Raw genomic sequence first — 23714 nt, 5'->3', positions numbered from 1 at the left:
CGTCACGCCCACGCGGCGGAGTCGCAAATCAACACAGCCCCGCGCCCCTGATAGTGCAACTACCTGCGCGAGCACCGGCTCAGCCCGTCACGCCCACGCGGCGAAGCCGCAAATCAACACAGCCCCGCGCCCCTGACAGTGCAACTACCGCACTGCGAACAGTCGGCGTCAGCCGTTCTGCTGCTTCGCGACCTGCTCGCGGACCTCGTCCATGTCGACGGCGCGGGACTTCTCGATGACCTCCTCCAGCGCGGGCGCAGGCAGCGCGCCCGGCTGGGCGAAGATGACCGTGCGGTCGCGGATCACCATCAGCGTCGGGATGGAGCGGATGTCGAACGCCGCGGCCAGCTCCTGCTGCGCCTCCGTGTCGACCTTGGCGAAGACCAGGTCCGAGTGCTTCTCGGACGCCTTGTCGTAGACGGGCGCGAACTGAGTGCACGGGCCGCACCACGACGCCCAGAAATCGACGAGTACGAAGTCGTTCTTGTCGACGATCTCGTTGAAGTTGTCCTTGGTGAGCTCGACCGTGGCCATGTTCCGCACCTCTCTCTTGGTCCGCTTCGATCCGACTCGGTCCGCCGGGTCCAACAGATGCCCTTTCCAGGCTATTCCGTCCCTTCAAGCCCCGGGTCGTCGCGGAGCGTGTCGGCGAGGCCCTTGGGGTCGGTGCCGAGGGTGCGGTAGACGGCCGCCAGCAGTTCCTGGACCCGGTGCGGGGTGATCGACATCGACTCCGCGACCTGGTGCACGTCCTTGCCCCCGGCCGTCAGCCGCGCCGCGTGCAACTGCGGGGCGGTGAGGTCGCGGGAGGGCAGCGGACGCAGCTTGTGCGGGCTGACGCCGGAGGCCTGCAGCTCCCGGCGGGCGCGGTCGACCAGGCTGGTCGCGCCACAGCCACGGGAGATCTCCAGGCCCTGGTCCAGCGCGACGACCGCATCACGCAGCCGTCCGACGCGGCGCAGCGCGGCACCGTAGTCGACCAGTGCCTGGGCGTGCTCGTACGCGGCCGGGGACTGGCCGAGCAGGCCCACGGCCTGCTGCAGCAGGTCCACCTCGTTGCCGGGCTCGGCGACCTGCGCGCAGTGGCGCAGCGCCATTCCCTCCGCCGAGTTGGTCCCGGCCCGGGAGGCGCGCTTGTACGCCTCGGCGGCCAGCGCCCGGGCGCGCTCCGGCTCGGTGTCCTTGATCGCCACGGCGAGGTGGCTGAGCCAGGGCGACCAGACGGTGTTCTGCCAGCCGCGCGCCTCCAGCGAGGCGCCCGCCTTCTCCAGCTCCACCGCCGCCTCCGCGCGGCGGCCCTGGGCCAGCAGCAGCTTGCCGTAGAGGGCGGGTGCGTCCGGCAGCACCGGCGCGGGCGGGAAGTTGGCGGGACGGAACTCGTGCTCGGCGGCCAGGCGGACCGCGTCGGTGATGCGGCCCTGCGCGAGCATGGTGTCCACCAGCACCGCGACGATGTCCCACTGGAGCGGCATTCCCCGGCCAGACCGCTCCGACTTGCGCAGCGTGCTGTGCAGGAACTTCTCCGCATCGACCAGCTTGCCGAGCCGGAACAGCACCAGGGCCTGGAAGAAGTTGGCGAAGCCGAGGTGGCCGCCGCTCCAGCCCATCAGCTCGAACTCGCGTGCGGCGTCGGCGAAGAGGTCGCGGGCGCGGTCCAGCCGGTCGTTGTAGATGTAGGTGACGCCCAGCATCACCGGGATCTCGAAGCCCCAGGTCTGGTTGGTCCAGCCGAGGCCGTCGGCCGGGAGACCGCGCTCCAGGCCGTGTTCGGCGAGGCCCAGGGCCTGGGTCGAGTTCTCGCCGCGCATGGTGAGGTCCCAGGCGCGCAGCACCTGGACCGCGCGCGAGCCGTCGTCGCGGCCGGCGAGGTGCTGTGCGGCCAGCACGTCGAGCTGGCGCGAGGTCTCCTTGCCGTCCACCTCGTTGCGGAGCAGCAACCGCCACATGAAGGACGCCGCCTGCAGCCGGGTCTTGGCCGGGCCGTCGGGCATCCGGGCGATCTCGGCGCCGGTGACCGTGACCGCGTCCTGGACCCGGTTGGTGTGGGTGAACGCCTGCCCCAGCCGCATGGTGGCCTTCTCGCGCAGGCTCTCGTCGAGGCCGGGGACCTCGTTCATGGCGAGCCGCAGCTGGTTGACGGTGTAGCCGGGGTCGATCAGCCGGACGGAGCAGGCGAGTTCGTACCGGATCTCGGCCACCTCCTCGTCCGCCGGGGGCTCGCGCAGCGCGCGCTCCAGGCAGCTGCGGGCGGCCTCGGGCGCGCCCATGGCCAGGTGCTCGTGGGCGGCGGACCGCAGCTGCTCGACCACCTGCGGGTTGTCGTCCGGGTGCAGCTGGATCAGGTGGCGGGAGGCGGCGGCCATGCCCTTGCCCGAGCTGATCACCTCGTCGGCGGCGCGGCCGTGGATGCTGGTGCGCATGGCCGGGAAGGTGATCGACTGGTAGACGGCGGAGGCGACCGTCGGGTGGACGAACTGGTAGTCCCGCCCGTTGCGGGTCAGGATCGACTCGTCGACCAGCTTGGTGACGGCGGTCTCGGCCTGGTTGAGCGGCAGCCCGGACACCCGGGAGATGGTCTCCATCTCGAACGCGGTGTCCAGTACGGCGGCGGCGAAGGCGGCCCGCTGGACGTCGGTGCCCAGCCGCTCCAGGCGCTTGCCGATGGCCGGACCGCTGCCCTGGGCGACGAGGCTGCGCAGCTGGTCGATGTTCTCGTCGATCGCCTCCAGCTTGCCCTCGCGCAGGCGGTCGATCAGGTTGCTGACCTCCAGCGGGTTGCCCTCGGTGATGGTCCAGCAGGTGTGGCAGAAGAGGTCGTCGGCGTCCTCGCCGAGCCGGTTGCGGACCATCGCGTCGACCGCGCTGCGGCCGAGCCGCCCGAGCTCTATCAGCTGACCGCGACCGCCCAACTGCCGCAGTTCCTCGCGCAGTCCGTCCTCGACGCCCTCGGGCAGCTCCTCGTTGCGGTAGGCGAGGGCGACCAGCAACGGCAAGGGCGAGATCTGGCCGAGATAGCCGGTCAGCCAACCCAGCGACTCCTTGTCGGCCCAGTGCAGGTCGTCGACGACCATCAGCACCGGCCCGCGGTTGACCGCGAGTTGGGTGACCACCCAGCTCAGCGCCTCGAGCACACCGAAGGCGTCGGCGGGCTGGTCGCCCGGCCGCGGTGGGACCAGGCCGAGAGCGGGCGCGGCGATGTCGTACCAGCCGCCGAAGATCTCACGGCGCTTGGCCTCGGTCATCTTGGCCAGCGCGGGCTGGAGCAGGTTCCGGGCGACGTGGAAGGCCGCGTCCTTCTGCTGCTCACCGGCGCGGGCGTGGAGCAGCAGGATGTCCTTGCGGCCGTCCGGACCGACGGCGTTGGCAGCGTTGCGCAGCCGGTGCAGCAGGCTGGTCTTGCCGAACCCCGCGCGGCCCCGGTAGAGCAGCAGGCCACCGGGGTTGGTGTCGCCCGCAGCGACGTCGGCGCGGAGCGCCGTCAGGGCGGCCTCGCCCTGCCCGATCGGATCCTCACGCTCGTAGAGCTGACGCTCTTCCACGACCTGCTCCGCTCTTGCCGGCTGGCGGCTGTCGTCCCCGTGCTCGTCCGTCGGCCCGCCGATGGGTGATCTGCGGGCGGTCGGCCTACGTCCTGCTGCGGCCTGACGTCCTGTTATCCGGTTCGAGCCTAACCAGCCCGGACGGCCCGCGCGGGCGTATCGGCGGATCCTGTCGCTGTGTTCAGGACAGACCACTTCCGCCAACTCTGGTCGATAATTGAGCATATGGCCGACCGATTGCTCAACAAGATTGATCGGTTGAGCTAACGTCGGTCCTGGTTCGTACGGGGGGACCGCCGGACCGGTCGCGGGCTGAAGCAGGCCGGACAGGACGAGGGACGAGGAGGACGAGCCGATGAACACGAGCGCGGGCGAGATCACGATCCCCGGGCAGGTGCGGGTCAACCCGCTGCGCGACGCAGCCGCCGCACACAACCTCGACTGGCTGCGGGCGCACGGCATGCTCCGCGACGCCGAGGCAGAGCGGCACTACGACCGTTGGAACATACCGCAGTTGGCCGCGGTCAGCTTCCCGGACGCCGGGCTCGCGGACCTGTGCCTGGCGGTGGACCAGTGCGCCTTCTACTTCCTCTTCGACGACCAGTTCGACGCCGACCTCGGCATGCTTCCGGCCGAAGTCACCAGAGTCTGCGCCCCGTTGATCACCACCCTGCACACCGGGCGGTCGCCCGAGAAGCCCTCGCCGGTGGAGTCGGCCTTCGCCGACCTGTGGCGCCGCGAGAGCCAGGGCATGTCGCCGCGCTGGCGCGCCCGCGCGGCGCACCACTGGGAGGGCTACTTCAGCGCGCACCCGAACGAGGCGCTCGGCCGTCGCACGCTCCACACGGACGACTACCCGAGCCGCGCGGCCTACATGGTGCTCCGGCGCGGCGCGTCGGGCGTGGACACGGTCCTCGACATGGTCGAGCGGATCCTCGGGGAGATCCCCGCCACCATCTTCCACAACCCGCAGGTGACGCTGATGCGTCAACTCGCCGGGGACGCACCGGCGGTGAACAACGACGTCTACTCCTACCCGAAGGAGGCCCCGCGCGGCGACGTCTACAACCTCGCGGTGATCCTCCAGCACGAGCGCCAGTGCGGCCTGGACGAAGCCTTCGCCCTGGTGCACGGTGACGCCATCCGGATGGTCGACGAGTTCTACCGCCTCAACGAGCTCATCCCGGAGCTGTGCGTCTCGCTGGGGCTCACCCCGTCGGAGACGGAGGCGACCCTGCGGTACCGCGAGGGTCTCGCCGACTGGATGCGCGGCTACTTCACCTGGGAGGCGAGCACCATCCGCTACCGCCCCGAAGGGGCGCTGCCGTTGGACCAGCCGAACTATCTCGAAGAGCTTCTCTGACAGGAACGTTGCCACACTCAGGGGCGCGAGCAACCACCCTGTGCGGATGGCCCTGATCGTTCAGGGACTTCCCCCGCAGGGTGGTTGCTCGCGCCAGTTCATCGCGCCCCTCAGGTAGTGCGACTGCCCCTTGGTCTCAAGCTTCGGCAGGCACCGGCACGGCCCGCTGTTCGCGGCGGGTCGTCAGGTAGATCGCGCAGGCGCACAGAACGACCGCGATCGTCGCGCACAGGGCCTGGTACGGCACCGTCGTGATCAGCGCCGCGCCGGCGGCAATGCCGACCGACTGGCCGCCGGTGACCAGGAAGTTGTCCGCGCCGGAGACGCGGCCCAGCAACTCCTCGGGGGTGTTGAGCTGCATCGCCGACATCGCGCCCACGATGATCAGCGGGACGCCCGCTCCCAGCAGCAGCCCGCCCGCGACGACGACCCAGTCGAGCCGCACCATCAGCAGCAACGCGCCCCCCGAGACCAGCGCCAGCCCGAGCGCCGCGAGCAGCCCGGGGCTGGTGCGCTGCATCAACGGTCCGGCCAGGATGCCGCCGACCAGGCCGGAGATGCCCATCGCGGTGGACAACACGCCCATCCAGGACGGCGCGTGGTGCAGGCCGGTCGTCGCGATCGCGATACCCAGCGTCTCGAAGAAACCGACGACGAAGAGCGCCACCGTCATCACCAGCGTCAGCTGCCGCAATACCGGAGTCCGCATCAGATAGCGGAAGCCCTCCGTCGTCTCGCGCAGCCAGTGGCCCTCGCTCGGCTGCGGACGCTCCTCCTCGACGCGGATGAACGACCAGCACAGGACCGAGGCCGCGAAGGTGGCCGCGTCCAGCGCGGCGACCGCGCCGCCGCCCGCCAGGGAGAGCAGGCCGACGCCGAGCGCCGGGGTGATCAGACGCTGGCCCTGCGTCAGTGCCTGGGTCAGGCCGTTGGCGTTGCCCAGTTGCTCGGCCGGGACCAGCTGCGGCAGCAGCGCCGTGGTGGCCGCACTGGTGATCGAACTGGAGATCCCGTAGAGGAACATCACCACGAAGACCAGCCAGACCTGGTCGGCCTGGTGGACCAGCGCCAGCGAGAGCACGAGCAGGCCGGTCAGCGCGTTGGTGAGGATCAGCAGCCGACGTCTGCGGACCCGGTCGACGAGTATGCCGGTGAGCGGCGAGAGGAGCGTGCCGCAGGTGAGGCAGAGGAAGGTGATCCCCGCCGTGGCCGTGGAGCCGGTCAGCTCCTTGACCCAGATGGCGGCGGCCAGCCAGAGCGCGTAGTCGCCGATGGTGCTGAGGGTGTTGCCGAGGAAGAACAGTCGCATCCGTGATGTTGCGAAGAGCTCGCCCATGGCGTCTCTCAACCTTCCTGCTGGTCCAGTGAGTAGGGGGTGGTGGAAACGATGAATTCGAACGGGACGGCGCCTTCGGGGCGCAGCGACGGGTCGTGGAAGCGCGGCCCCTGGATCGCCAACAGCCTTTCCATGAGCTCCTCCTGGAGCTGCGCCATCTCCTCCGGCGTGCAGAAGAGGAGGAACTGGCTTTCACCGGAGACCTTCTGGACCGCCCTCGGGTAGGTGTCCCGGTCCCGCTGGTACCGGCGCTTGCGCTCCTGCCAGCGCTCGGTCGTGACGTCCAGCAGCGTTCTTGCGGCCCGGGTGACCGCCGGATCCGGCTCGTCGTAGTCGAGCCGGAGGCTCACCGCGCCCGGTTTCCAGGGCCGTTCGCGGCCGACGCCGCCCTCGGCCTCCTCGACGAAGCCGTACTTGGCGAGCGACCGCAGGTGGTACGAGATGTTCGACGGCGTGCCGCCGACGATCTCGGCAGCCTCGGTCGCCGTCAGGGTGCCGTGCAGCACGAGCGCCTCGACCAGTGCCATCCGCAGCGGGTGGGCGAGCGCGCGCAGGGCGCGCGGGTCGGTGATCCTGCGCGGCGTGAGATCGGCGGCCGCTTCTGCGCCGCCCACCGGTTCGGTCGGTTCCATGGAAGGAACGTAGCATCGAAAGAATGCTTTCGAAAGGCTTACTTCGAAAGAGGTCTTTCGAACTTCGCTACGCCTCACGACCGAGCCCCGACCGGTACCGCGGTACCGCCGGGCACCGGGGATCGGTCCCGGCGTGCCGGGGCGACGGCCGAGGGCGCTTCTAGCGTTCTGCGCAGGGCTGCCGGACATACCGACGCGGCCCGGACGGACCTCGGAGGGAACCGCTCCCGTGATCGAAATCCAGCACCTGGTCAAGCGCTACGGCGACAAGACCGCCGTCGACGGCCTGAACTTCACGGTCAAGCCCGGTGTGGTCACCGGCTTCCTCGGCCCCAACGGCGCCGGGAAGTCCACCACCATGCGCATGATCCTCGGCCTGGACGCGCCGACCAGCGGCAGCGTCCTGGTCAACGGCAAGCGCTACCACCAGCACGCCGCCCCGCTCCAGGAGGTCGGCGCGCTGCTGGAGGCCAAGTCGATCCACCCGGGCCGCTCCGCCTACAACCACCTGAACTCGCTCGCCCTCACCCACGGCATCCCGCGCCGCCGGGTGGACGAGGTGATCGAGCTGGCCGGTCTCGGCAAGGTGGCCAAGAAGCGTGCCGGTGCGTTCTCGCTCGGCATGGGCCAGCGTCTGGGCATCGCCGCCGCGCTGCTCGGCGACCCGCAGACGATCATGCTGGACGAGCCGGTCAACGGTCTCGACCCGGAGGGCGTGCTGTGGATCCGCACGCTGCTCACCAACCTCGCCGCCGAGGGCCGCACCGTCTTCGTCTCCTCGCACCTGATGAGCGAGATGGCGCTGACCGCGACCGACCTGATCATCGTCGGCCGGGGCAAGCTGCTCGCCGACACCACCGTGGCGGACTTCATCGAGAGCGCGGGCGGCGACAGCGTCAAGGTCGTCTCCTCGGACGCCACCCGTCTGCGCGAGCTGCTTCTCGGCCCGGACGTCACCGTGACCGGTGCGGCCGGCTCGGAGGAGCTCCAGGTCAACGGCCTGACGGCGCGTGAGATCGGCCAGAAGGCCGCCGACGCCGGCATCGCCGTCTACGAGCTGACGCCGCAGGTCGTCTCGCTGGAGGAGGCGTTCATGGCGCTGACCGGCGACACCGTCGAGTACCGCAGCAACGGCAGCACGGGCGCCACGGGCGCGGGTGCCACCGGCAGCGCGGGCGACAAGGAGCAGAAGGAGGTCGTGGCCGCATGAGCACGACGCTGACGGCGACCGGTGACGTCGCTTCCGCCGGCCTCGGCGGCACCGACGCCACGCCGCGCTACAAGGTCACCTTCGGCCGCGTGCTGCGCGCCGAGTGGGCCAAGTTCCTCTCGCTCCGGTCCACCTGGATCACCCTGGGCGTCTCGCTGCTGCTGCTCGTCGGCATCGGCATCATGTCCGCCTACCGCTACAACCCGGCCGACATGCACGGCCCGGCGGCGGACGCCAAGGACGCGATCGCCCTGGCCCTACGCAGCGTCGAGCTGGCGCAGCTGGCCGTCGGCGTGCTCGGCGTGCTGGCCACGGCCGGTGAGTACACCACCGGCATGATCCGCTCCACGCTGACCGCCGTGCCCAAGCGCCTTCCGGTGCTCTGGTCCAAGCTCGGCCTGTACTTCGTGGTCGTGCTCGTCGTCTCCACCGCCGGTGCGTTCGCGTCCTTCCTGGGCGGCGAGGGCTTCCTCTCCGGCAAGCCGATCGCGCTGACGCTCTCCTCCGCCGGCGTGCTGCGCTGCCTCTTCGAGGCGGGCTTCTACCTGGCGCTGGTCGCGGTCTTCGGCGCGGCGCTCGGCATGCTGGTCCGCTCGGTCGCCGGCGGCATCTCCCTGCTGGTCGGCACCTTCATGCTGCTGCCGATCTTCCTGGACATCCTGCCCAGCAGCTGGAAGCCGAACGTGTCGCCGTACCTGCCTGGCCTCGAGGGCGGCGCGGGCGGGTCGATGATCTCGCTGCACCAGGCCTCGGGCACGCTCTCCCCGGGCAACGCCACCTGGGTGCTGCTGGTCTGGGTCGCGGTCGCCATCCTCGGCGCCGCGTACCGCCTGAAGCGCACGGACAGCTAGGACCCGCTGCAAAGACCTGCTGCACCGACCATGGGGGACGTGGAGCGGAGGCTGCCCCTCCGTTCGCGTCCCCCATGGTGCACTCTGAGGACATCATGCTGGGTTCAACAGTGAGTGGCACGACCGATCCCCTCTGGGACCATCCGCTCGCCCGCGCGTGGCTGCGCGTGCGGGCCTTCGACCGTGCGCGCCCGCAGCTGCTGGACTCGTTGATCGCCGCTTTCGTGCTGCTGATCGGCGTGGCCGGGCTCTTCCGTGGGGAGCACGACGACCTCTTCGGGATGCGTTCGGTCCCGGTGTGGGTGATCCCGGTGACAGCCGCCGCGCAGGCGGTGCCGCTGGTGTGGCGCAGGCGGGCGTCGCTGCGGGTCTTCGCCGTGGTGCTGCTGGTCTGCGCGGTGCAGTGGAGCCTCGGCGTCGCGCTGCGCAGTGACCTCAGCCTGATGATCGCCCTCTACGGCGTCGCCCGGTACGCGCCCCCGAGGCGGCTGCCGGTGGTCGCGGCGGCGGTGCTGCCCGTCGCGGCGGTACTGGCGTTCCGGGTGGAACCCCTGACACGGCAGCCGTGGGTGAGCCTCTTCTTCGTCGCCTGCGCGGTGACCGCCGCGTCCGCGCTCGGGCTGGCCGGACGGATCCGGCAGGCCCAACTGGCCGCGCTGGCCGACCGTGCGGCCACCCTGGAGATCGAACGCGGGCAGCGCGAAAAGCTCGCCACGGCCACCGAACGGGCCCGGGTCTCGCGCGAGATGCACGACATCGTCGGCCACAGCCTGGCCGTCATCATCGGCCTCGCCGACGGCGGCGCGGCCCAGGCCGAACTGCGTCCGGAGCGCGGCCCCGAGGTGCTGCGGATCATCGCCGAGACGGGCCGGGAGTCGCTCGGCGAACTGCGCCGCACCCTCGGCGCGCTCCGCGCCGACCTGCCCGACGGCGACGGGGAGGCGGGCGGCGGCGAGGTGCTGCACCCGCAGCCCGGCACCGCCCAGATCGCCGCCCTGTGCGAGCGGATCCGCGCGGCCGGGCCGACGGTCGGCTACACCACCTCCGGCGACACCGCGTCGCTGACGGCGGGCGTCCAACTGGCGGTCCACCGGATCGTCCAGGAGGCGCTCACCAACAGCCTCAAGCACGCCGGCCCGGCGACGGACATCCACGTCGCGGTCGCGGTCGACGGCCGCGCGGGCGAGGTCCGGGTCCGCGTCGACGACAGCGGCCCGGAGTCGTCCGGCGGACCGGCGCCCCGGGCGGAGACCGTGTGGCTGGAGTCGGCGCGGTCGGAGTCGGCCAGGCCCCAGTCCGCGCGGTTGGAGTCGGCCAGGCTTGAATCGGCCAGGCTTGAGTCGGCGCGGGAGTCCAGCGACCTTCCGCGAACCGGCGCCGGCCCGGCGGTGGGCGCGACGACTCCGGCAATCCCGCAGGCCGCTGCGCAGTTGTCGCAGTTGCCGGGGCACGGGCAGGGCCTGATCGGCATCCGCGAGCGCGCGGCGCTCGTGGGCGGCAGCGCGACCGCAGGACCGCGACCGGGTGGGGGGTGGACGGTGCGTGCCGTGCTCCCCACTAGGCTCGACGACGAGGACAACCCGCAGGAGCGCCCGTGACCACCGTCCTGATCGTCGACGACCAGCCGCTGCAGCGGATGGGCTTCCGGATGCTGCTGGAGAGCAGCCCCGAGACCACCGTCGTCGGCGAGGCGGCCCACGGCGCGGAGGCCGTCCGCCGGACCGCCGAACTCCGGCCCGACGTGGTGCTGATGGACATCCGCATGCCCGGCATGGACGGCATCGAGGCCACCCGCCGGATCGTCGCCGCCGGGGACCGCTCGCGCGTCCTGGTCCTCACCACCTTCGACCTGGACGAGTACGCCTACGGCGCGCTGCGGGCGGGCGCCTCCGGCTTCATGCTCAAGGACGCCCGCCCGGACGAGCTGCTCGCGGGCATCCGCGCCGTCGCGGCGGGCGACGCGGTCGTCGCCCCGGCGATGACCCGCCGTCTCCTCGACACCTTCACCGCGCACGGCGCTCCGCGCACACCCGGCGACGACCCGCGCCTCTCGCCGCTCTCGCAGCGGGAACGGGAGGTCCTGGCGGACATCGCAGCGGGCCTGACGAACGGTGAGATCGCCGCGCATCTCGTCCTGTCGGAGTCGACCGTCAAGACCCACGTCAGCCGCGTCCTGGGCAAGATCGGCGCCCGCGACCGCGTCCAGGCCGTGATCATCGCCTACGACGCAGGGCTGGCCAGACCCGCGTAGGCGCTCAGGGGCGCGGGGCTCTGCCGATATGCGGCTCCGCCGCGGGGCGCGAGACACCACCCTGTGCGGATGGCCCTGAACGTTCGGTGCTCCACCTGCGTGGGATGGGGGTCCCCCCGCCGAAGGCAGGGGTGGGGGTCCCCCCGCCGAAGGCAGGGGTGGGGGTCCCCCCGCCGAAGGCAGGGGGATTGTCGCGCCCACGCGGCGGAGCCGCACATGAGCAGAGCCCCGCGCCCCCAGGCAGTGCAACTACCTCGTCTGCCGAAGTCGTGCTACGTTTTTGTACTGACTGGTCAGTTCAAAGATAGGACGGGGGACGACGATGCCGGAGACGTACACCGGAGCCTCGGTCGTCGCGGAGGCGCTCACGCTGGACGGGCCGCGCGGGCCCGTCTATCAGGACGTCAGTTTCCGTGCCGCACCTGGCCAGTTGGTCGCCTTCGCTGGCGAGACCGGCTCCGGTCGGACCAGCCTGCTGCTGACGCTCGCGGGGCGAATGCACCCGTCCTCCGGGTCCGCCGCCGTCGACGGCGAGGCGCTCCCCCGCCGGGCAGGCGGCGTGCGGAAGGTCGTCGCGCTCGGGCCCGTGCCCGGGGTCACCGATCTCGACGGTGGCCTCACCGTCGAGGAGCACCTGACCGAGCGTCTGCTGCTGCGCCGCCACGGTCGCCGGGCGCAGCGTCGCCTCGCCGCCGCGCTCGACGGCGCCGGGCTGGGCGAGGCCGAACTCCCGCTCCGCGCCGACGCGTTGACCGCGCTGCAGGGCTTCCGGGTCGGGATCGCCGCCGCGCTGCTCGGCGCTCCGCGCGTGCTCGTCGTCGACGACCTCGGCGACCGGCTCAGCACCGCCGACACCGCCGCCGCCTGGCAGACGCTCCGCACGCTCGCCGACGCCGGGCTGACCGTCCTCGCCGCAACCCGCGAAGCCCCGCCCGAGGCGGACCTCACGGTAGCGACGCGTCCAAGCAACAACGCCGAGACCGCACAGCCGGAACCGGAGCAGACCCATGCGTGACCGCATCACCCGCCGCCGTCCGCTGCGCGCCCTCTCCCTGGGTGGGCTGGAGCTGCGGCGCTTCCGCCGCGGCTCGCTGCCCCGGGCCGCGATCGTCGCGGTCGCGCTGCTGCCGCTGCTCTACGGCGCGCTCTACATCTGGTCGTTCTGGGACCCGTACGGCAACTTCGACAAGCTGCCCGTCGCCGTCGTCGACCTGGACAAGGGCGCCGACGTCAACGGCAAGCCCATGAACGCGGGCCACGACCTCACCACCCAGCTGCTCGACCGGGACACCTTCGACTGGCACGACGTCAGCGCCGCCCGCGCCGACGAGGGCCTGCGCAAGGGCGACTACTACATGACGCTGACCATCCCGGCGGACTTCACCGCCCGGATCGCGTCCAGCGGCAGCACCCAGGGCACGCCGGTGGACGGCCTCCTGGAGGCGCGCAGCAACGACTCCAACAGCTACCTCAGCGGCATCATCGCCAAGACCGCCTTCTCCGAGATCCGCGCTGCCTCCTCGTCCAGCGCCGTGCGCGGCTACCTCGACCAGATCTACATCTCCTTCGGCGACCTGCACGACCAGACCGTCCAGGCCGCGACCGGGGCCGGTCAGCTCGCCGACGGCGCGCGCACCGCGCAGAGCGGGGCGCAGCAGCTCGGCGACGGGCTGCGGCAGGCGCACAGCGGGAGCGGGGAGCTGGCCGACGGGCTGAACCGGCTGCACACCGGCGCTGCCCAGGCCGCCGCCGGGACGGCCGAGTTGGACTCCGTGGTGCACGGCGTCACCGACAGGCTGACGCCGACGCTGCGCAGCCACGCGACCGAGATCCAGCAGGCCGCGCAGGCCGTCTCCCTGGCCGCCGCGACCGTGCAGCAGATCGCCACCCAACTGCCCGCGGACACCGCCAAGGCGGTCACCGACGCGCAGACCGCGCACACGGAGCTGCAGCAGGTCTACGCCCAGCAGTGCCCGGCCCAGGCGGCCACCGGAACAGCACTGCCCGCACCGACGACGGCAGCCACCTGCAACGCGCTCCAACTCGCGGTCCAGGCGTCCGCGCAGACCGTGCAGGTCGCCCAGCAGGTCGACAGCGCCGTCAGCGGTGACAAGGGCCGGCTGGCCCAGATCGCCTCCGACGCCGGGACCGTACGCGGCTACGCCGACCAACTCGCCAAGGACGCACCGCATCTGGCCGACCAGATCGACGCCCAGGTGGCGAGGATCGACCAGTTGAACTCCGGAGTCGCCCAGCTCTCCACCGGCAGCGCGCAGTTGGCGGGCGGTGCGGAGAGCCTGAACTCCGGCCTCAACACCCTGGTCGGCGGCGCGGACCAGCTCGACGGCGGCCTCTACAAGCTGGCGGGCGGCTCGGACCAGCTCTCCGGCGCGCTCCAGAGCGGCGCGGCGAAGATCCCCGACCTCTCCGCCCAGGCCCGCACGGACCGCACCAGCGTGATGAGCGACCCGGTCCAGCTCGCCCTGGACCGGCTCAACCCGGCGGCGAACTACGGCACCGGCCTCTCCTCGTACTTCATCCCGCTGGCGCTGTGGGTGGGCATGATGGTCGCCTACATGCTGCTGCGCCCGCTCAACGCACGGCTGTTGGCCGCCAACATCCCCTCCTGGCGGGCGGCGCTGGCCGGTTGGCTGCCCGCCGTGGCGATCGGAGCGACACAGGTCGCGGCCCTGCTCGCGGTGCTGCACTTCGCCTTGGGCTTGGAACTGGTCCGCACGGCCGGGGCGATCGGCTTCCTGCTGCTGACGACGGCGACCTTCGCGGCGATCCTGCAGTGCGTCAACGCCGTCTTCGGGACCCGAGGACGGGTGATCGCGCTGGCGCTGCTGATGCTCCAGCTGACCTCGGCGGGTGGCACCTACCCCGTGCAGACCAGCCCCGGCTTCTTCGGCGCGATCCACCCGTACCTGCCGATGACCTGGGTGGTCGCGGGCCTGCGGCGGCTGATCAGCGGCGGCGACCTGACCGTGGTGTGGCAGGGCGCGGGGGTGCTGGCCGGATTCCTGGCGGTCTCGCTGGCCTGCACCGTCCTGGCGGCACGGCGCAAGCAGGTCTGGACGGTCACCGCGCTCCACCCGGAGCTCGTCCTGTGACCGGCCGCACACAGCGGGAGGTGCGGGAGGATGACCTCATGACACGCACCGGCACCGGCACTGGAGCAGGCCCTGGAGCAGGCCCTGGAGCAGGCACGCGCCGCGAGCAGACCCGGCAGAAGCTCTTCGTCGCGGCCCAGCAGCTGATCGCGGAGCAGGGCTTCTCGTCGACCACGGTGGACGAGATCGCCGAGCGTGCCGGGGTCGCCAAGGGCACGGTCTACTACAACTTCAAGAACAAGAACGATCTGTTCGAGGAGCTGCTCCGGCACGGCGTCGGCCTGCTCACCGCGACGCTGCGCGAGGCGTCCGCCGCGCACCCGGACGCGCCGGTCGAGCAGCTCGACGCGATGATCCGCGCCGGCCTCGGCTTCATCGAGCAGTACCGGGCGTTCGCCCAGCTGCTGCTGTCGGAACTGTGGCGGACCAACCGCACCTGGCAGCAGACGCTGACGCTGCTGCGCGAGGACGCCGTCGCGGTGGTCCGCGCCTCCCTCGACGCCGCCGTCGCCTCGGGCGAGCTGCGCGAGGACCTGGACACCGGCCTGGCCGCCCCGGCGGTCTTCGGCATGGTCCTGGTCGTGGCGCTGGACTGGCTCACCTTCCAGCCGGAACGGACCCTGGACGACGTCCACGCCGTCCTGTCGACGATGGTCCGGGGCCGACTGACCCCGTAACGCCCTGGCCCCGTAACGCCCTGGCCTCAGCCGTTGGGGTCCAGCAGCAGGTGGATGTCGTGCGCGGCGGCGACGGCGCAGACGCCGCTCGACGCCAGCAGCGCGCAGAGCGCGAGCAGCGGCAGCCACGGCACGCCCCAGGGCATCACGGTCGGGACCGGCGGTGCCAGCAACGCGGCGACGCGACGCGGGACCGGCCCGGCGCTGCGCAGTTCGCCACCCTGCCGAAGGCCGTTGCCGGGACGCAGACCGTTACGGGGACGGCGATGCAGGCCACGGTGCAGCAGACCGCCGATTCCCAGCGCCGTGGCCGGGTTGCGCAGCGGCGCGTGCTTGGCGGCCAGCGCCGCCTTGCCGACCGCGCGGGCGGCCCGGCGGCGGTCGCCGCAGACACGGGCGGCGTGCTCGTCGGCCCAGCGCTCGACGGTGTAGGCGACGGCCCCGTTCAGCGGCCGGAGCAGCGGATTGGCGGCGGCGGCGAGATGCGTCACCGCGACGAAGGCGTAGTGGTGGGCGCGCAGATGGGCCCGCTCGTGGGCGATCAGCACCTCCCGCTCGCCCTCGTCGAGCGCGGCGAGCATGCCGGAGGAGACCACCACCCGCCCGGGCCGCCCCGGTAGCGCGTAGGCCTCGGGGGCGGGGTCGTCGACTACGACGTACTCCCCCGCGCGCGGCAGGCAGGCCGCCTCGAACCCGGCCGCGACCAGCGCCCTGACCCGTCTCCGGACCAGCCGCACGGCCGCGACCGTGGCGGCGGTGAGCAGCACAGCGGCAGCCGCCGCCTCCAGCAGCGAGACCGGATCGCCCTGCCGGACCGCCGTCAGCGACCAGTGCCCGAGCACCGCGGCCAGCGGCACCCGGATCAGCCCGGCCACCACCAGCACCCCGAGCGCCACCGTGCTCGCGCCCGCCAGGGCCACGGCCACGCCGGTCAGCAGCCAGGTCGCCGCCCGCGGCTCCAGCCGCTCGGCGAACGGCCGGGCCGGCAGCCCGGCCAGCGCGGGCAGCACCAGTGGCAGGTAGAAGAAGAGGTGGAGCGAGTCCAGCCCGGCGACGCCGGGAAGCGCGAACAAGACGTGCGTCACGCCGTGCAGCAGCTGGTGCGGGAGATCGTGTACCTGGGGCATGTCACAGCTGCCGTTCGCCGAGAAGGTGTCGCAGGATCTCCTCGTCGCCGGTCGACAGGTCGCCGATGAACTGGGCGAGGACCGCGTGGCGGTCCGGGTCGGCGTCCAGCGCCTGACGCATCCGGCGGGCGGTGAGGCCGTGGCGGTCGGCGACGGGACGGTAGGCGAAGGCACGCCCCTGCTTGACCCGGCCGAGCAGGCCCTTGTCGTGCATCCGGGTCAGCACGGTGACGACCGTGCTGTAGGCGAGCGTGTCGCCGAGCCGCGTAAGGACATGGCCGGGCGTCATCGCCTCGGACGAGGACTGGAGCAACTCCAGCACCTCCGCCTCGAGCGCGCCCATCTGCCGCCGCTCGTTCATACTTCGGCCAACTTCCATTCACCTGCTACGGTCCTGTAGAACTTCCGCAGCCAAGAGTCTGCCATGGTCGCCGAGCGAGCGAGAGACATCCTTCACATGAACAACCTGTTGGCCTTCGACGGCAGTGGGATCGACGGCGGCCTCTTTTCGTCGATCACAGGCATCGCCAAGGACACCCGGTGGCTCAACGAGCCGATCGACCTGTGGACCAACGCGGGCCTGCTGGTCTTCGCCGTGCTGATGCTGATCGGCTTCCTGCGCGCCCGGCGCGAGGAGACCGCGAGGCTGACGCTGGCACTGGCCGCACCGGTCTCGGTCGCGGTGGCCTTCGCGGTCGCCGAGGTGATCAAGAAGATGGTCGCCGAGGTGCGCCCCTGCTACTCGATGCCGCACGCGTTCATCGTCGACGCCTGCCCGGTCCGCACCGACTACGCCTTCCCCAGCGGCCACACCACGGCCGCCACCTCGGCGGTCGCGGCGCTCTGGCTGCTCGACCGGCAGCTGGCCAAGATCGCGGCGGCCTTCGCGCTCTTCGAGGGCTTCACCCGCGTCTACCTGGGCGACCACTACCCGCACGACGTGATCGGCGCGGCGATCCTGGCGATGCCGATCGCCTACCTGACCAGCTGGCTGCTGGGCCGCTACGCCCAGCCGGTCGTCGCCCGGCTCCGGACCGGCGCCCTGGCCCCGCTGCTCACGCGTCGCCCCTCCGGAGCGCACGCCCGCTGACCGTGCGCACCAGACCGCGCCACCGGACCGCGCGCACCGGGCCGAGCCGGCGCGCGACTGCCACGTGACGGACCCGCAAGGAAGGCGTGCGGGCGGGAACCAATGACGGATCGTCGGACGTATCCCCCACTGTCGGTTGCGATCCTGCCTCCGGCACGTTCAGTTTTGGGAGTGATTCGGTGACCTGCTTCTTCGACCCCCAGCACGGCTACGGCGCGGTCAACGTGGTGTGGCAGCCGCAGTGGGGCGTCCCGCGGCCGGTACAGACCTGCCAGGGCTGCGCCCAGCGCATCGAGACCACCCCGCCGCCCTTCTACACGCCGCAGCAGCAGGGCTACCCGCAGGCCGGCTACCCGCAGAACGGGTACCCGCAGCAGCAGGGTTACCCCCAGGCCGGATACCCGCAGGGCGGCTACCCGCAGCAGCCGCCGCGCCAGGGCCACAGCACGGGCGCGGTGATCGGCGCCGGCGTGGCCGGCCTGGTCGGCGGCGCGCTCATCGGCGAGATGCTCGAGAACCACGAGGAGAACCGCGACCGCCGCGAGGCGTTCGACGAGGGCCGCGAGTTCGAGGAACGCCGCGACTTCGACGGCGGCGGCTTCGAGGGTGGCAACAACTTCAACGGCGGCGGTTTCGACGGCGGTTTCGACAACGGCAACGACTTCAACGGGGACAACGGCGACAACGGCTTCTTCTAACCAAGCCGGACGAAGTCCGCTCCAGCTCAACGACGGCCCAGGTCAGCACAACTGACCTGGGCCGTCGTTCTCTGCGCCCCGGGGCTGACTACGCGCCGCCGGAGGCGCGTCCGCGCAGGGCGGTGACCGTCGCGGTGAAGGCCTCCTGGCCGTGCTGGGTGATCGACACGCGCGAGGAGACGTGGGTCGGCAGCTGGGCGGGCAGGATCTCGACCTCGACCCAGCAGGGGGCGTCGAGCTCGACGTACCGCTGGAAGGTGCTGTGCATGCCCGTGATCACCGGGATCTCGGGGTAGGCCACGGCGTACGCGGCCTGGCGGGCGGCCTCCAGGAGCAGCATGCCCGGGGCGTGGTCGGTGCGGTGGTCGAACAGTGCCGGGTGGGCGAGGTCGACGCGGAGCTGGTAGCGGTTCGGGGTGTCCGTCGGCGCGAGGACCACGTCGCGGCGGCGGTCGCGGCCCGCGACGGGCGGCGCGATCGGCGAGGCGGGCGTGAGGGCGCCGCGGACGGCGTGCTCGATGTCGGCGTACTCGCCGCGCAGCCGCTGGTAGATCGCGGGCGACTGGTTGGTGAAGTGCGTGTTCGCGGTGCCGAGGTGGACACCGTCGCGGGTCATGTCGACGTCCATGGTCAGGGCGGCCAGCCGGCTGCCTCTGCGGACCACCTCGGAGCAGGTGATCCGGGCGACGATCTCGGCCGGCGTCGGCTCGCAGACGAGAGCCGCCGGGCTGGCCGTCCAGGTCAGGTGGTCCCAGATCTGGCGGTGTCCGAAGGGGGCGTCGTAGCCGAGATGGCTGAGCAGCGGGATCGCCTGACGGACCGTCTCGACGAGGAGCAGCGGGTCGTGCCGGCCGTCCGCGGAGTCGTAGAAGCTGTGGGTGCGCGGCCATTGGGCCGCCACCGTGAAGTTGTCGTCGCCGTGTACCTCACACCCGGTCAGCAGCACCTCGCTCTGTGCGGCCTTGTGCACGTACTGGCGGGGGACGGTCGAGGTGAAGACCGGGTGGTGCGCAGCGAGAACCGTCATCGAGATGTCTCCTACGGCGTCAACAGCAGCCTGTTTGGGTGTTGGAGCATAAGAGTGCATAAGGGCGTAATACGGGCAGAGCCGCCCTGCGGCTTCCGTGTTCGGCGCCACAACCGATAAGATAAAGGACGATCGTTTTTTTTGTCGAGAGGTATTCAGGTGCCACCCAAGGTGAGGACCCGCCGTGAGCCGCAGGAACGGGCGGTACGCACCCGCGCGGTCATCCTGCGAGCCGCCGCAGAAGTGTTCGACGAGTTCGGCTTCAGCGGTGCGTCCATCAGCAAGATCATGAAACGCGCCGGGGTCACCCAGGGCGCGATGTACTTCCACTTCGGCTCCAAGGAGGAGCTCGCCCACGCCGTGATGATCGGGCAGGGCGAGGGCCTCCAACTGCCGGACGGAGAGGACGGCCTGCAGCGGCTCATCGACATCACGCTCCACCTGGCGCGTCAGCTGCAGACCAACCCCGTGCTCCGCGGCGGCGTCCGACTCGCCGTCGAGCAGGGCGAGTTCGGCATGCGTGACGACCAGCCCTACCAGCAGTGGGTCGACGTCTTCCGCGAGCAGCTGACGGCGGCCCGCGGCCGTGGCGAGCTCAACGAGGCGGTCGACGAGGACGAGTTGGCCGTCGTGCTGGTCGGCGCCTTCTCCGGCACCCAGCTGTTCTCGCAGATCACCACCGGACGGTCCGATCTGCCCGAGCTGATCTGCACGTTGTGGCGGTACCTGCTGCCGGCCGCCGCCTCGGACCAGGCGCGCGGTTCGTTCCGGATCGTGCCGGACGCGCCCGGCACGGTCTCCCGCAGCGACGCCACGGCACGGTGAGGGCGACCGTACTCGGTGCCACTGGCTTCGTCGGTGGCACCGTCGTCGGCGAACTGCTGCGCCGGGGCGTCGAGGTGAGGGTGGCCGGTCGACGCCCCCCGGACGAGCCGCATCCGGGCGGCGTCGAGTACGTGTACGCGGACCTACGGGATCCGGGCTCGCTGCACGGGGTCTGCGAGGGCAGCGACGTGCTGCTCCAACTGGCCTCGTACATCGGCCCCGACGAGGAGATGTGCCGGGCCGTCAACGAGCGCGGGACGAACGCCGCCGTCGCGGAGGCGCAGCGGGCCGGGACCGGGCACGTGGTGCTCCTCTCGACCGCGGCCGTCCACGGCGCCGGCCCGCACAGCGGGACGGCAGTGCTCGGGACCGGGACGCGGCCCGTGTCGGCCGCCAGCCGCACCCGGCTGGCAGGGGAACGGGCGGTGCTGGCCGCGGGCGGCACCGTGCTCCGGCCGGGGCTGATCCTCGGCGAGGGCGACCGCTGGGTCCTGCCGGCGCTCGAGGAGTTGCAGCGTCGGATCCCGGCCCGCTGGGACTCGGGGCGGGCCCTGCTGTCGGCGGTCGGCGTGCGCGACCTGGCCCGGCTGGTCGCGGGCGTGGCCGGTCACGGTGCGGGCCTGGGCATACGGCACGCGAGCCACCCCGCACCCGTCTCGATCGGCGAACTCCTCGACGCGCTCGCCCGGCACGAGCTGCTGCCCGCGACCGGCGAGCCGTGGCCGCTCGACCGCTGCCTGATACAACTCAGGTCCACCAATGGCTGGGTGAGTGAGCGTCAGTTCCGGCTCTTCGCCGAGGACCACTGGTACGCCGACGACGGGACCTGGGACACCGTCGGCGTGCCGCCCGGGGCGGGCCCGCTGTCCGGGCTCGACGAGGCGGCTCCCTGGTACCGCGCCCAGCTGACCGGACGGACGGGCGCGGAGTGACAGACCAGCAGTGGACATGCCAAGATGCACGCGTTCTGACGCCTTAAGTGCCAAATTCGTCGGGACGTTGTGGCAGGTCGGAACCCTGCCGACGGATCCCGGTTAGATTCCCCTGCACCTGATGCCACGCGTCGCACCCAACGCGCCGCAGGCGGACGGTGCATTCGAGGCGTCCCGGCGGAGCCGCTCGGGCGCCCGCTGCGGGATCGCAAACTTCATACCGGGAGTGAACATTGGGGCGACAGGAGAGAGCCGAACGGACCCGTCAGACCCTGGTGGTCGCCGCCGCCGTCGAGTTCGACCGGCACGGCTTCAGTGGCACGTCACTGTCCCAGGTCAGCAAGGCCGCCGAGGTGACGATGGGAGCGCTGTCCTTTCACTTCCCGTCGAAGAACGCCCTGGCGGCGGAGGTGTGTGCCCAAGGCGCCGCTGCCACCCGTGCGGTGCTGGACCGGGTGGTGGCCGCGCCACGTCCGGGCCTGCTGGCCGTGGTCGACCTGACGCTGGCGCTGGTGCACCTGCTGGAGCAGGATGTCCGCGCCCGGGCCTGCGCCCGGCTGGCGCGCGACCTGGCGCCGGAGCTGCCGAGCTGGAACTCGCTGTGGTGCGAGGACCTGCGCGAGCTGCTCGGCCGGGCCCGCCTCGACCGACCGGCCGCAGCCGTGGAGGGTCTGAGGACCCTCGTGCGGTATCTGATGGCCGGGGCCGAGGCGTCGATCCGGGCCCGCGCGGCGGGCGATGGCGCGGCTGACGGTGGCGTGGCAGGCGATGGCAGGGCGGGCAGTGGCGTGGCGGACGAGCTGGAGGGCGTCTGGGAGCTGCTCGACCGGGGCCTGGACCTCGGTCCGCTCCGTGCCGAGGCGAAGCTCGGCCGCACCCGATGACGTACCGATGACCGACGAACGCCGACGAACACCGACGAGAGGACGACTCCGAACCATGAACGGTGTACCCATGCGGGTCTCCCTGCTGCAGATCGAGGTGACGGAGCAGGAGGCCGTGCCGGACCGGCGTGAGCGCGTCGCGGAACTGGTGCGGCGCCAGGGCGGCTCGGACCTGGTCGTGCTGCCCGAGCTCTGGCACGTCGGCGCCTTCCGCTTCGACGCCTTCGCCGACCTGGCCGAGCCGCTGGACGGGCCGACCGCCAGCGCGATGAGCGAGGCCGCGCGCGACGCCGGGGTCTGGCTGCACGGCGGTTCGATCGTGGAGCGCGCCGCCGACGGCTCGCTGTACAACACCTCGTTGCTCTTCTCGCCGGACGGCGGGCGGCACGGCACCTACCGCAAGATCCACCGCTTCGGCTTCGACCAGGGCGAGGCGGCGCTGATGTCGCGCGGCGAGCAGGTCGTCGCCACGCGCCTGCCCGGTCTGGAGCTGACGGCCGGTCTGGCCACCTGCTACGACCTGCGGTTCCCCGAGCAGTTCCGGCAACTGGTGGACGCCGGAGCCGAGTTGCTCGTCGTACCGGCCGGGTGGCCGGCGCGGCGCCGGGCCCACTGGTCGCTGCTGGCCCGCGCCCGCGCGGTCGAGTCGCAGGCCTACGTGCTGGCGTGCAACACGGCGGGTACGCACGCCGGGGTCGAACAGGCGGGGTTCAGTGTGGTGGTCGATCCGTGGGGCGAGGTGGTCGCCGAGGCGGGGGCGGGCGAGGAGGTGCTCGTCGCCGACATCGACCCGCGGTCCGTGGCCGCGATCCGGGCGGAGTTCCCGGCCCTGCGCGACCGGCTCCTCGGCCTGCCACAGCCGGTGTGACGGGCAGCGGGCGACGTGCTGCCCACGCCAGGTCCAAGGTCCTGTCCGACCGGGCCGAGGTCCCCCGACGCCGGTCAACGGCGCGGGGGGCCTTCGTCGTTGAGGCACTGTCCGGGATCCGGCAAGTTCTTCCGAGCAACCCCCTTGTGTCCGCCGACAGGGTGTGTAAAGCTTCTCGGCGAGCCCGTATGTCTTCTTCCAGGTGCTCATCTCCAGCCGCGCCCCGTGCGCGGCTTTTTGTTTTCCCGCTTCGTTTTCCCTCTTCCGCCCCGAGCGCGCGATCGGCGCGCGGGTCGGCCGTCTACTCGTATGTCCTCTCGCACGGCAAGGAGTTGTGATCGTGGCGGAGTCAGTCCAGCACGACGAGCAGTACTGCACCTCGACCCGCTGCAGCCGGATCGAAGGCACCGGCCAAGCCGGCCCCGCCTCGCACCGCCGCCGCGCGGCTCCCGGATCCCGGCTGTGCGGCTCCTGCCGTGCCGCACTGCTGCGGGACCTCGCGGCGCTGCCCGAACTCCACGCCGAGAGTGAGGAGTTCCTGCACACGGGGTCGACCGATTCGGTCGCCCAGCGGATCACCGGCAGCCGGGAACAGCGCATGCCGGTGAGCTCGGGCGCCCTGGAGGCGCGGCACGACGCCGTCGCACGGCTGTCTTCCTGGACCCAGGCGCTGCTCGACGAGGTGCCGTCCGCCAGGGCGCCGCGCCGCGCCGTCGCCGACATGGCGGCTTTCCTGGCCCAGCACGCCGACCGGCTCGCGGCCCATGCCGCCGCCGGGTCCGCCGTCGACGAGATCGCCGCGACCGTGGCGGCGCTGCGCGCGCTGAGCGCCCCGCAGCAGACCGGTCTCGTCCGGCTCGGCCAGTGCTCCGAGCCCGGGTGCACGGCGCCCGTCTCCATGCCGAGCCGGGGCGGCGAGGCAGTGGTGCTGCGCGGTCCCATGTGCGCGGCGGGACATGTGCTCACCCCGCTGCAGTGGCTCGTCCAGGGGCAGTCGGGCACGGGCCGGACCCGGCGGGTGTCCACGGAGCTGGCGGCGCTCGCGCTCGGCGTGCAGGAGGGGACGATCCGCATGTGGGCCCGGCGCGGCAAGCTCACCCGCTACGGCACCCGGCAGAGCGCGCTGTACGACCTGGAGGAGCTCACCGCGCTGGCCCGGGACCGCGAGGCCGCCGTCGCGGGGTAGCGGACGGCAGGACAACACGACAGACCTCCCCGTCGGGGGGGGGGGGGGGGGGGGGGCCGGCCCCCCCCCCCCCCCCCCGGGGGGGGGCCCCCCCCCCCGCGGGGC

22 protein-coding genes are annotated in these 23714 nt (G+C 72.0%); 15 read left to right on the top strand and 7 right to left on the bottom strand.

What is annotated here, in order from left to right; genetic code table 11:
• Positions 1-168 precede the first annotated feature (168 nt).
• The gene (gene trxA, locus ABH940_RS23285) at positions 169-543 is read right to left on the bottom strand and encodes a thioredoxin (protein ID WP_370067319.1); all 375 of its coding nucleotides are present in this window, start codon (positions 541-543) and stop codon (positions 169-171) included.
• A gap of 62 nt (positions 544-605) precedes the next feature.
• Positions 606-3539, bottom strand: coding sequence for an AAA family ATPase (locus ABH940_RS23280; protein ID WP_370067317.1), 2934 nt, complete (start codon positions 3537-3539; stop codon positions 606-608).
• A gap of 355 nt (positions 3540-3894) precedes the next feature.
• On the opposite strand from ABH940_RS23280, the gene ABH940_RS23275 reads away from it, so the two are divergent.
• Positions 3895-4902 carry a hypothetical protein gene (locus ABH940_RS23275; protein ID WP_370106096.1) on the top strand — a complete coding sequence of 336 codons (1008 nt, stop codon included), beginning with the start codon at positions 3895-3897 and terminating at the stop codon, positions 4900-4902.
• 136 nt (positions 4903-5038) lie between these two features.
• Here the strand turns inward: ABH940_RS23275 and ABH940_RS23270 are convergent, their stop codons facing one another.
• Together ABH940_RS23270 and ABH940_RS23265 are read right to left on the bottom strand one after the other, a co-directional pair.
• Positions 5039-6238, bottom strand: a complete 1200-nt coding sequence (locus ABH940_RS23270) for an MFS transporter (protein WP_370106095.1) — start codon at positions 6236-6238, stop codon at positions 5039-5041.
• 8 nt (positions 6239-6246) lie between these two features.
• Positions 6247-6870 (bottom strand): helix-turn-helix domain-containing protein, encoded by a 624-nt coding sequence (locus tag ABH940_RS23265; RefSeq protein WP_370106094.1) that lies wholly within the window; start codon positions 6868-6870, stop codon positions 6247-6249.
• A gap of 229 nt (positions 6871-7099) precedes the next feature.
• Here ABH940_RS23265 and ABH940_RS23260 point away from each other — a divergent pair, with 229 nt between their 5' ends.
• The 7 genes from ABH940_RS23260 (at position 7100) to ABH940_RS23230 (ending at position 14972) form a co-directional block, all read left to right on the top strand.
• Positions 7100-8080, top strand: a complete 981-nt coding sequence (locus ABH940_RS23260; protein ID WP_370067309.1) for an ABC transporter ATP-binding protein — start codon at positions 7100-7102, stop codon at positions 8078-8080.
• Positions 8077-8931: an ABC transporter permease gene (locus tag ABH940_RS23255; RefSeq protein WP_370067307.1), complete on the top strand. Its 855-nt coding sequence runs from the start codon at positions 8077-8079 to the stop codon at positions 8929-8931. The genes ABH940_RS23260 and ABH940_RS23255 overlap by 4 nt, the downstream gene beginning before the upstream one ends.
• A gap of 110 nt (positions 8932-9041) precedes the next feature.
• Positions 9042-10529, top strand: coding sequence for a sensor histidine kinase (locus ABH940_RS23250; RefSeq protein WP_370067305.1), 1488 nt, complete (start codon positions 9042-9044; stop codon positions 10527-10529).
• Positions 10526-11182, top strand: coding sequence for a response regulator (locus tag ABH940_RS23245; RefSeq protein WP_370106093.1), 657 nt, complete (start codon positions 10526-10528; stop codon positions 11180-11182). Before ABH940_RS23250 ends, ABH940_RS23245 begins: the two co-directional genes overlap by 4 nt.
• A 322-nt stretch (positions 11183-11504) precedes the next feature.
• Positions 11505-12197 (top strand): ATP-binding cassette domain-containing protein, encoded by a 693-nt coding sequence (locus ABH940_RS23240; RefSeq protein ID WP_370067301.1) that lies wholly within the window; start codon positions 11505-11507, stop codon positions 12195-12197.
• Between the two features lie 22 nt (positions 12198-12219).
• Positions 12220-14295 carry a YhgE/Pip family protein gene (locus tag ABH940_RS23235; protein WP_370067578.1) on the top strand — a complete coding sequence of 692 codons (2076 nt, stop codon included), beginning with the start codon at positions 12220-12222 and terminating at the stop codon, positions 14293-14295.
• 38 nt (positions 14296-14333) lie between these two features.
• Positions 14334-14972 carry a TetR/AcrR family transcriptional regulator gene (locus tag ABH940_RS23230; protein WP_370067299.1) on the top strand — a complete coding sequence of 213 codons (639 nt, stop codon included), beginning with the start codon at positions 14334-14336 and terminating at the stop codon, positions 14970-14972.
• A gap of 26 nt (positions 14973-14998) precedes the next feature.
• Here the strand turns inward: ABH940_RS23230 and ABH940_RS23225 are convergent, their stop codons facing one another.
• Both ABH940_RS23225 and ABH940_RS23220 read right to left on the bottom strand, forming a co-directional pair.
• Positions 14999-16099, bottom strand: a complete 1101-nt coding sequence (locus ABH940_RS23225; RefSeq protein ID WP_370067297.1) for a M48 family metalloprotease — start codon at positions 16097-16099, stop codon at positions 14999-15001.
• A gap of 1 nt (position 16100) precedes the next feature.
• The gene (locus ABH940_RS23220) at positions 16101-16442 is read right to left on the bottom strand and encodes a BlaI/MecI/CopY family transcriptional regulator (RefSeq protein ID WP_370067295.1); all 342 of its coding nucleotides are present in this window, start codon (positions 16440-16442) and stop codon (positions 16101-16103) included.
• Between the two features lie 114 nt (positions 16443-16556).
• On the opposite strand from ABH940_RS23220, the gene ABH940_RS23215 reads away from it, so the two are divergent.
• Positions 16557-17189, top strand: a complete 633-nt coding sequence (locus ABH940_RS23215; protein WP_370067293.1) for a phosphatase PAP2 family protein — start codon at positions 16557-16559, stop codon at positions 17187-17189.
• 179 nt (positions 17190-17368) lie between these two features.
• Positions 17369-17887, top strand: coding sequence for a hypothetical protein (locus tag ABH940_RS23210; protein ID WP_370067291.1), 519 nt, complete (start codon positions 17369-17371; stop codon positions 17885-17887).
• An 88-nt stretch (positions 17888-17975) separates the two neighbouring features.
• On the opposite strand, the gene ABH940_RS23205 is transcribed toward ABH940_RS23210, so the two are convergent.
• Entirely contained in the window at positions 17976-18914 is a 939-nt protein-coding gene (locus ABH940_RS23205) for a ScbA/BarX family gamma-butyrolactone biosynthesis protein (RefSeq protein ID WP_370067289.1), read from the bottom strand.
• A gap of 171 nt (positions 18915-19085) precedes the next feature.
• On the opposite strand from ABH940_RS23205, the gene ABH940_RS23200 reads away from it, so the two are divergent.
• From ABH940_RS23200 to ABH940_RS23180, 5 genes are all read left to right on the top strand, one after another.
• Positions 19086-19739: a ScbR family autoregulator-binding transcription factor gene (locus ABH940_RS23200; RefSeq protein WP_370106092.1), complete on the top strand. Its 654-nt coding sequence runs from the start codon at positions 19086-19088 to the stop codon at positions 19737-19739.
• The gene (locus ABH940_RS23195) at positions 19736-20671 is read left to right on the top strand and encodes an NAD-dependent epimerase/dehydratase family protein (protein ID WP_370067285.1); all 936 of its coding nucleotides are present in this window, start codon (positions 19736-19738) and stop codon (positions 20669-20671) included. Before ABH940_RS23200 ends, ABH940_RS23195 begins: the two co-directional genes overlap by 4 nt.
• A 233-nt stretch (positions 20672-20904) precedes the next feature.
• Positions 20905-21555, top strand: coding sequence for a TetR family transcriptional regulator (locus ABH940_RS23190; protein ID WP_370067283.1), 651 nt, complete (start codon positions 20905-20907; stop codon positions 21553-21555).
• A 70-nt stretch (positions 21556-21625) separates the two neighbouring features.
• Entirely contained in the window at positions 21626-22423 is a 798-nt protein-coding gene (locus tag ABH940_RS23185) for a carbon-nitrogen family hydrolase (protein WP_370106120.1), read from the top strand.
• Between the two features lie 340 nt (positions 22424-22763).
• Positions 22764-23609 (top strand): hypothetical protein, encoded by an 846-nt coding sequence (locus ABH940_RS23180; protein WP_370067281.1) that lies wholly within the window; start codon positions 22764-22766, stop codon positions 23607-23609.
• The last annotated feature ends 105 nt before the right edge of the window (positions 23610-23714 follow it).

The sequence above is a fragment of the Streptacidiphilus sp. BW17 genome (assembly GCF_041262485.1).
Taxonomy (GTDB): domain Bacteria; phylum Actinomycetota; class Actinomycetes; order Streptomycetales; family Streptomycetaceae; genus Streptacidiphilus.
This window is presented reverse-complemented; position numbering and strand designations above follow the sequence as displayed.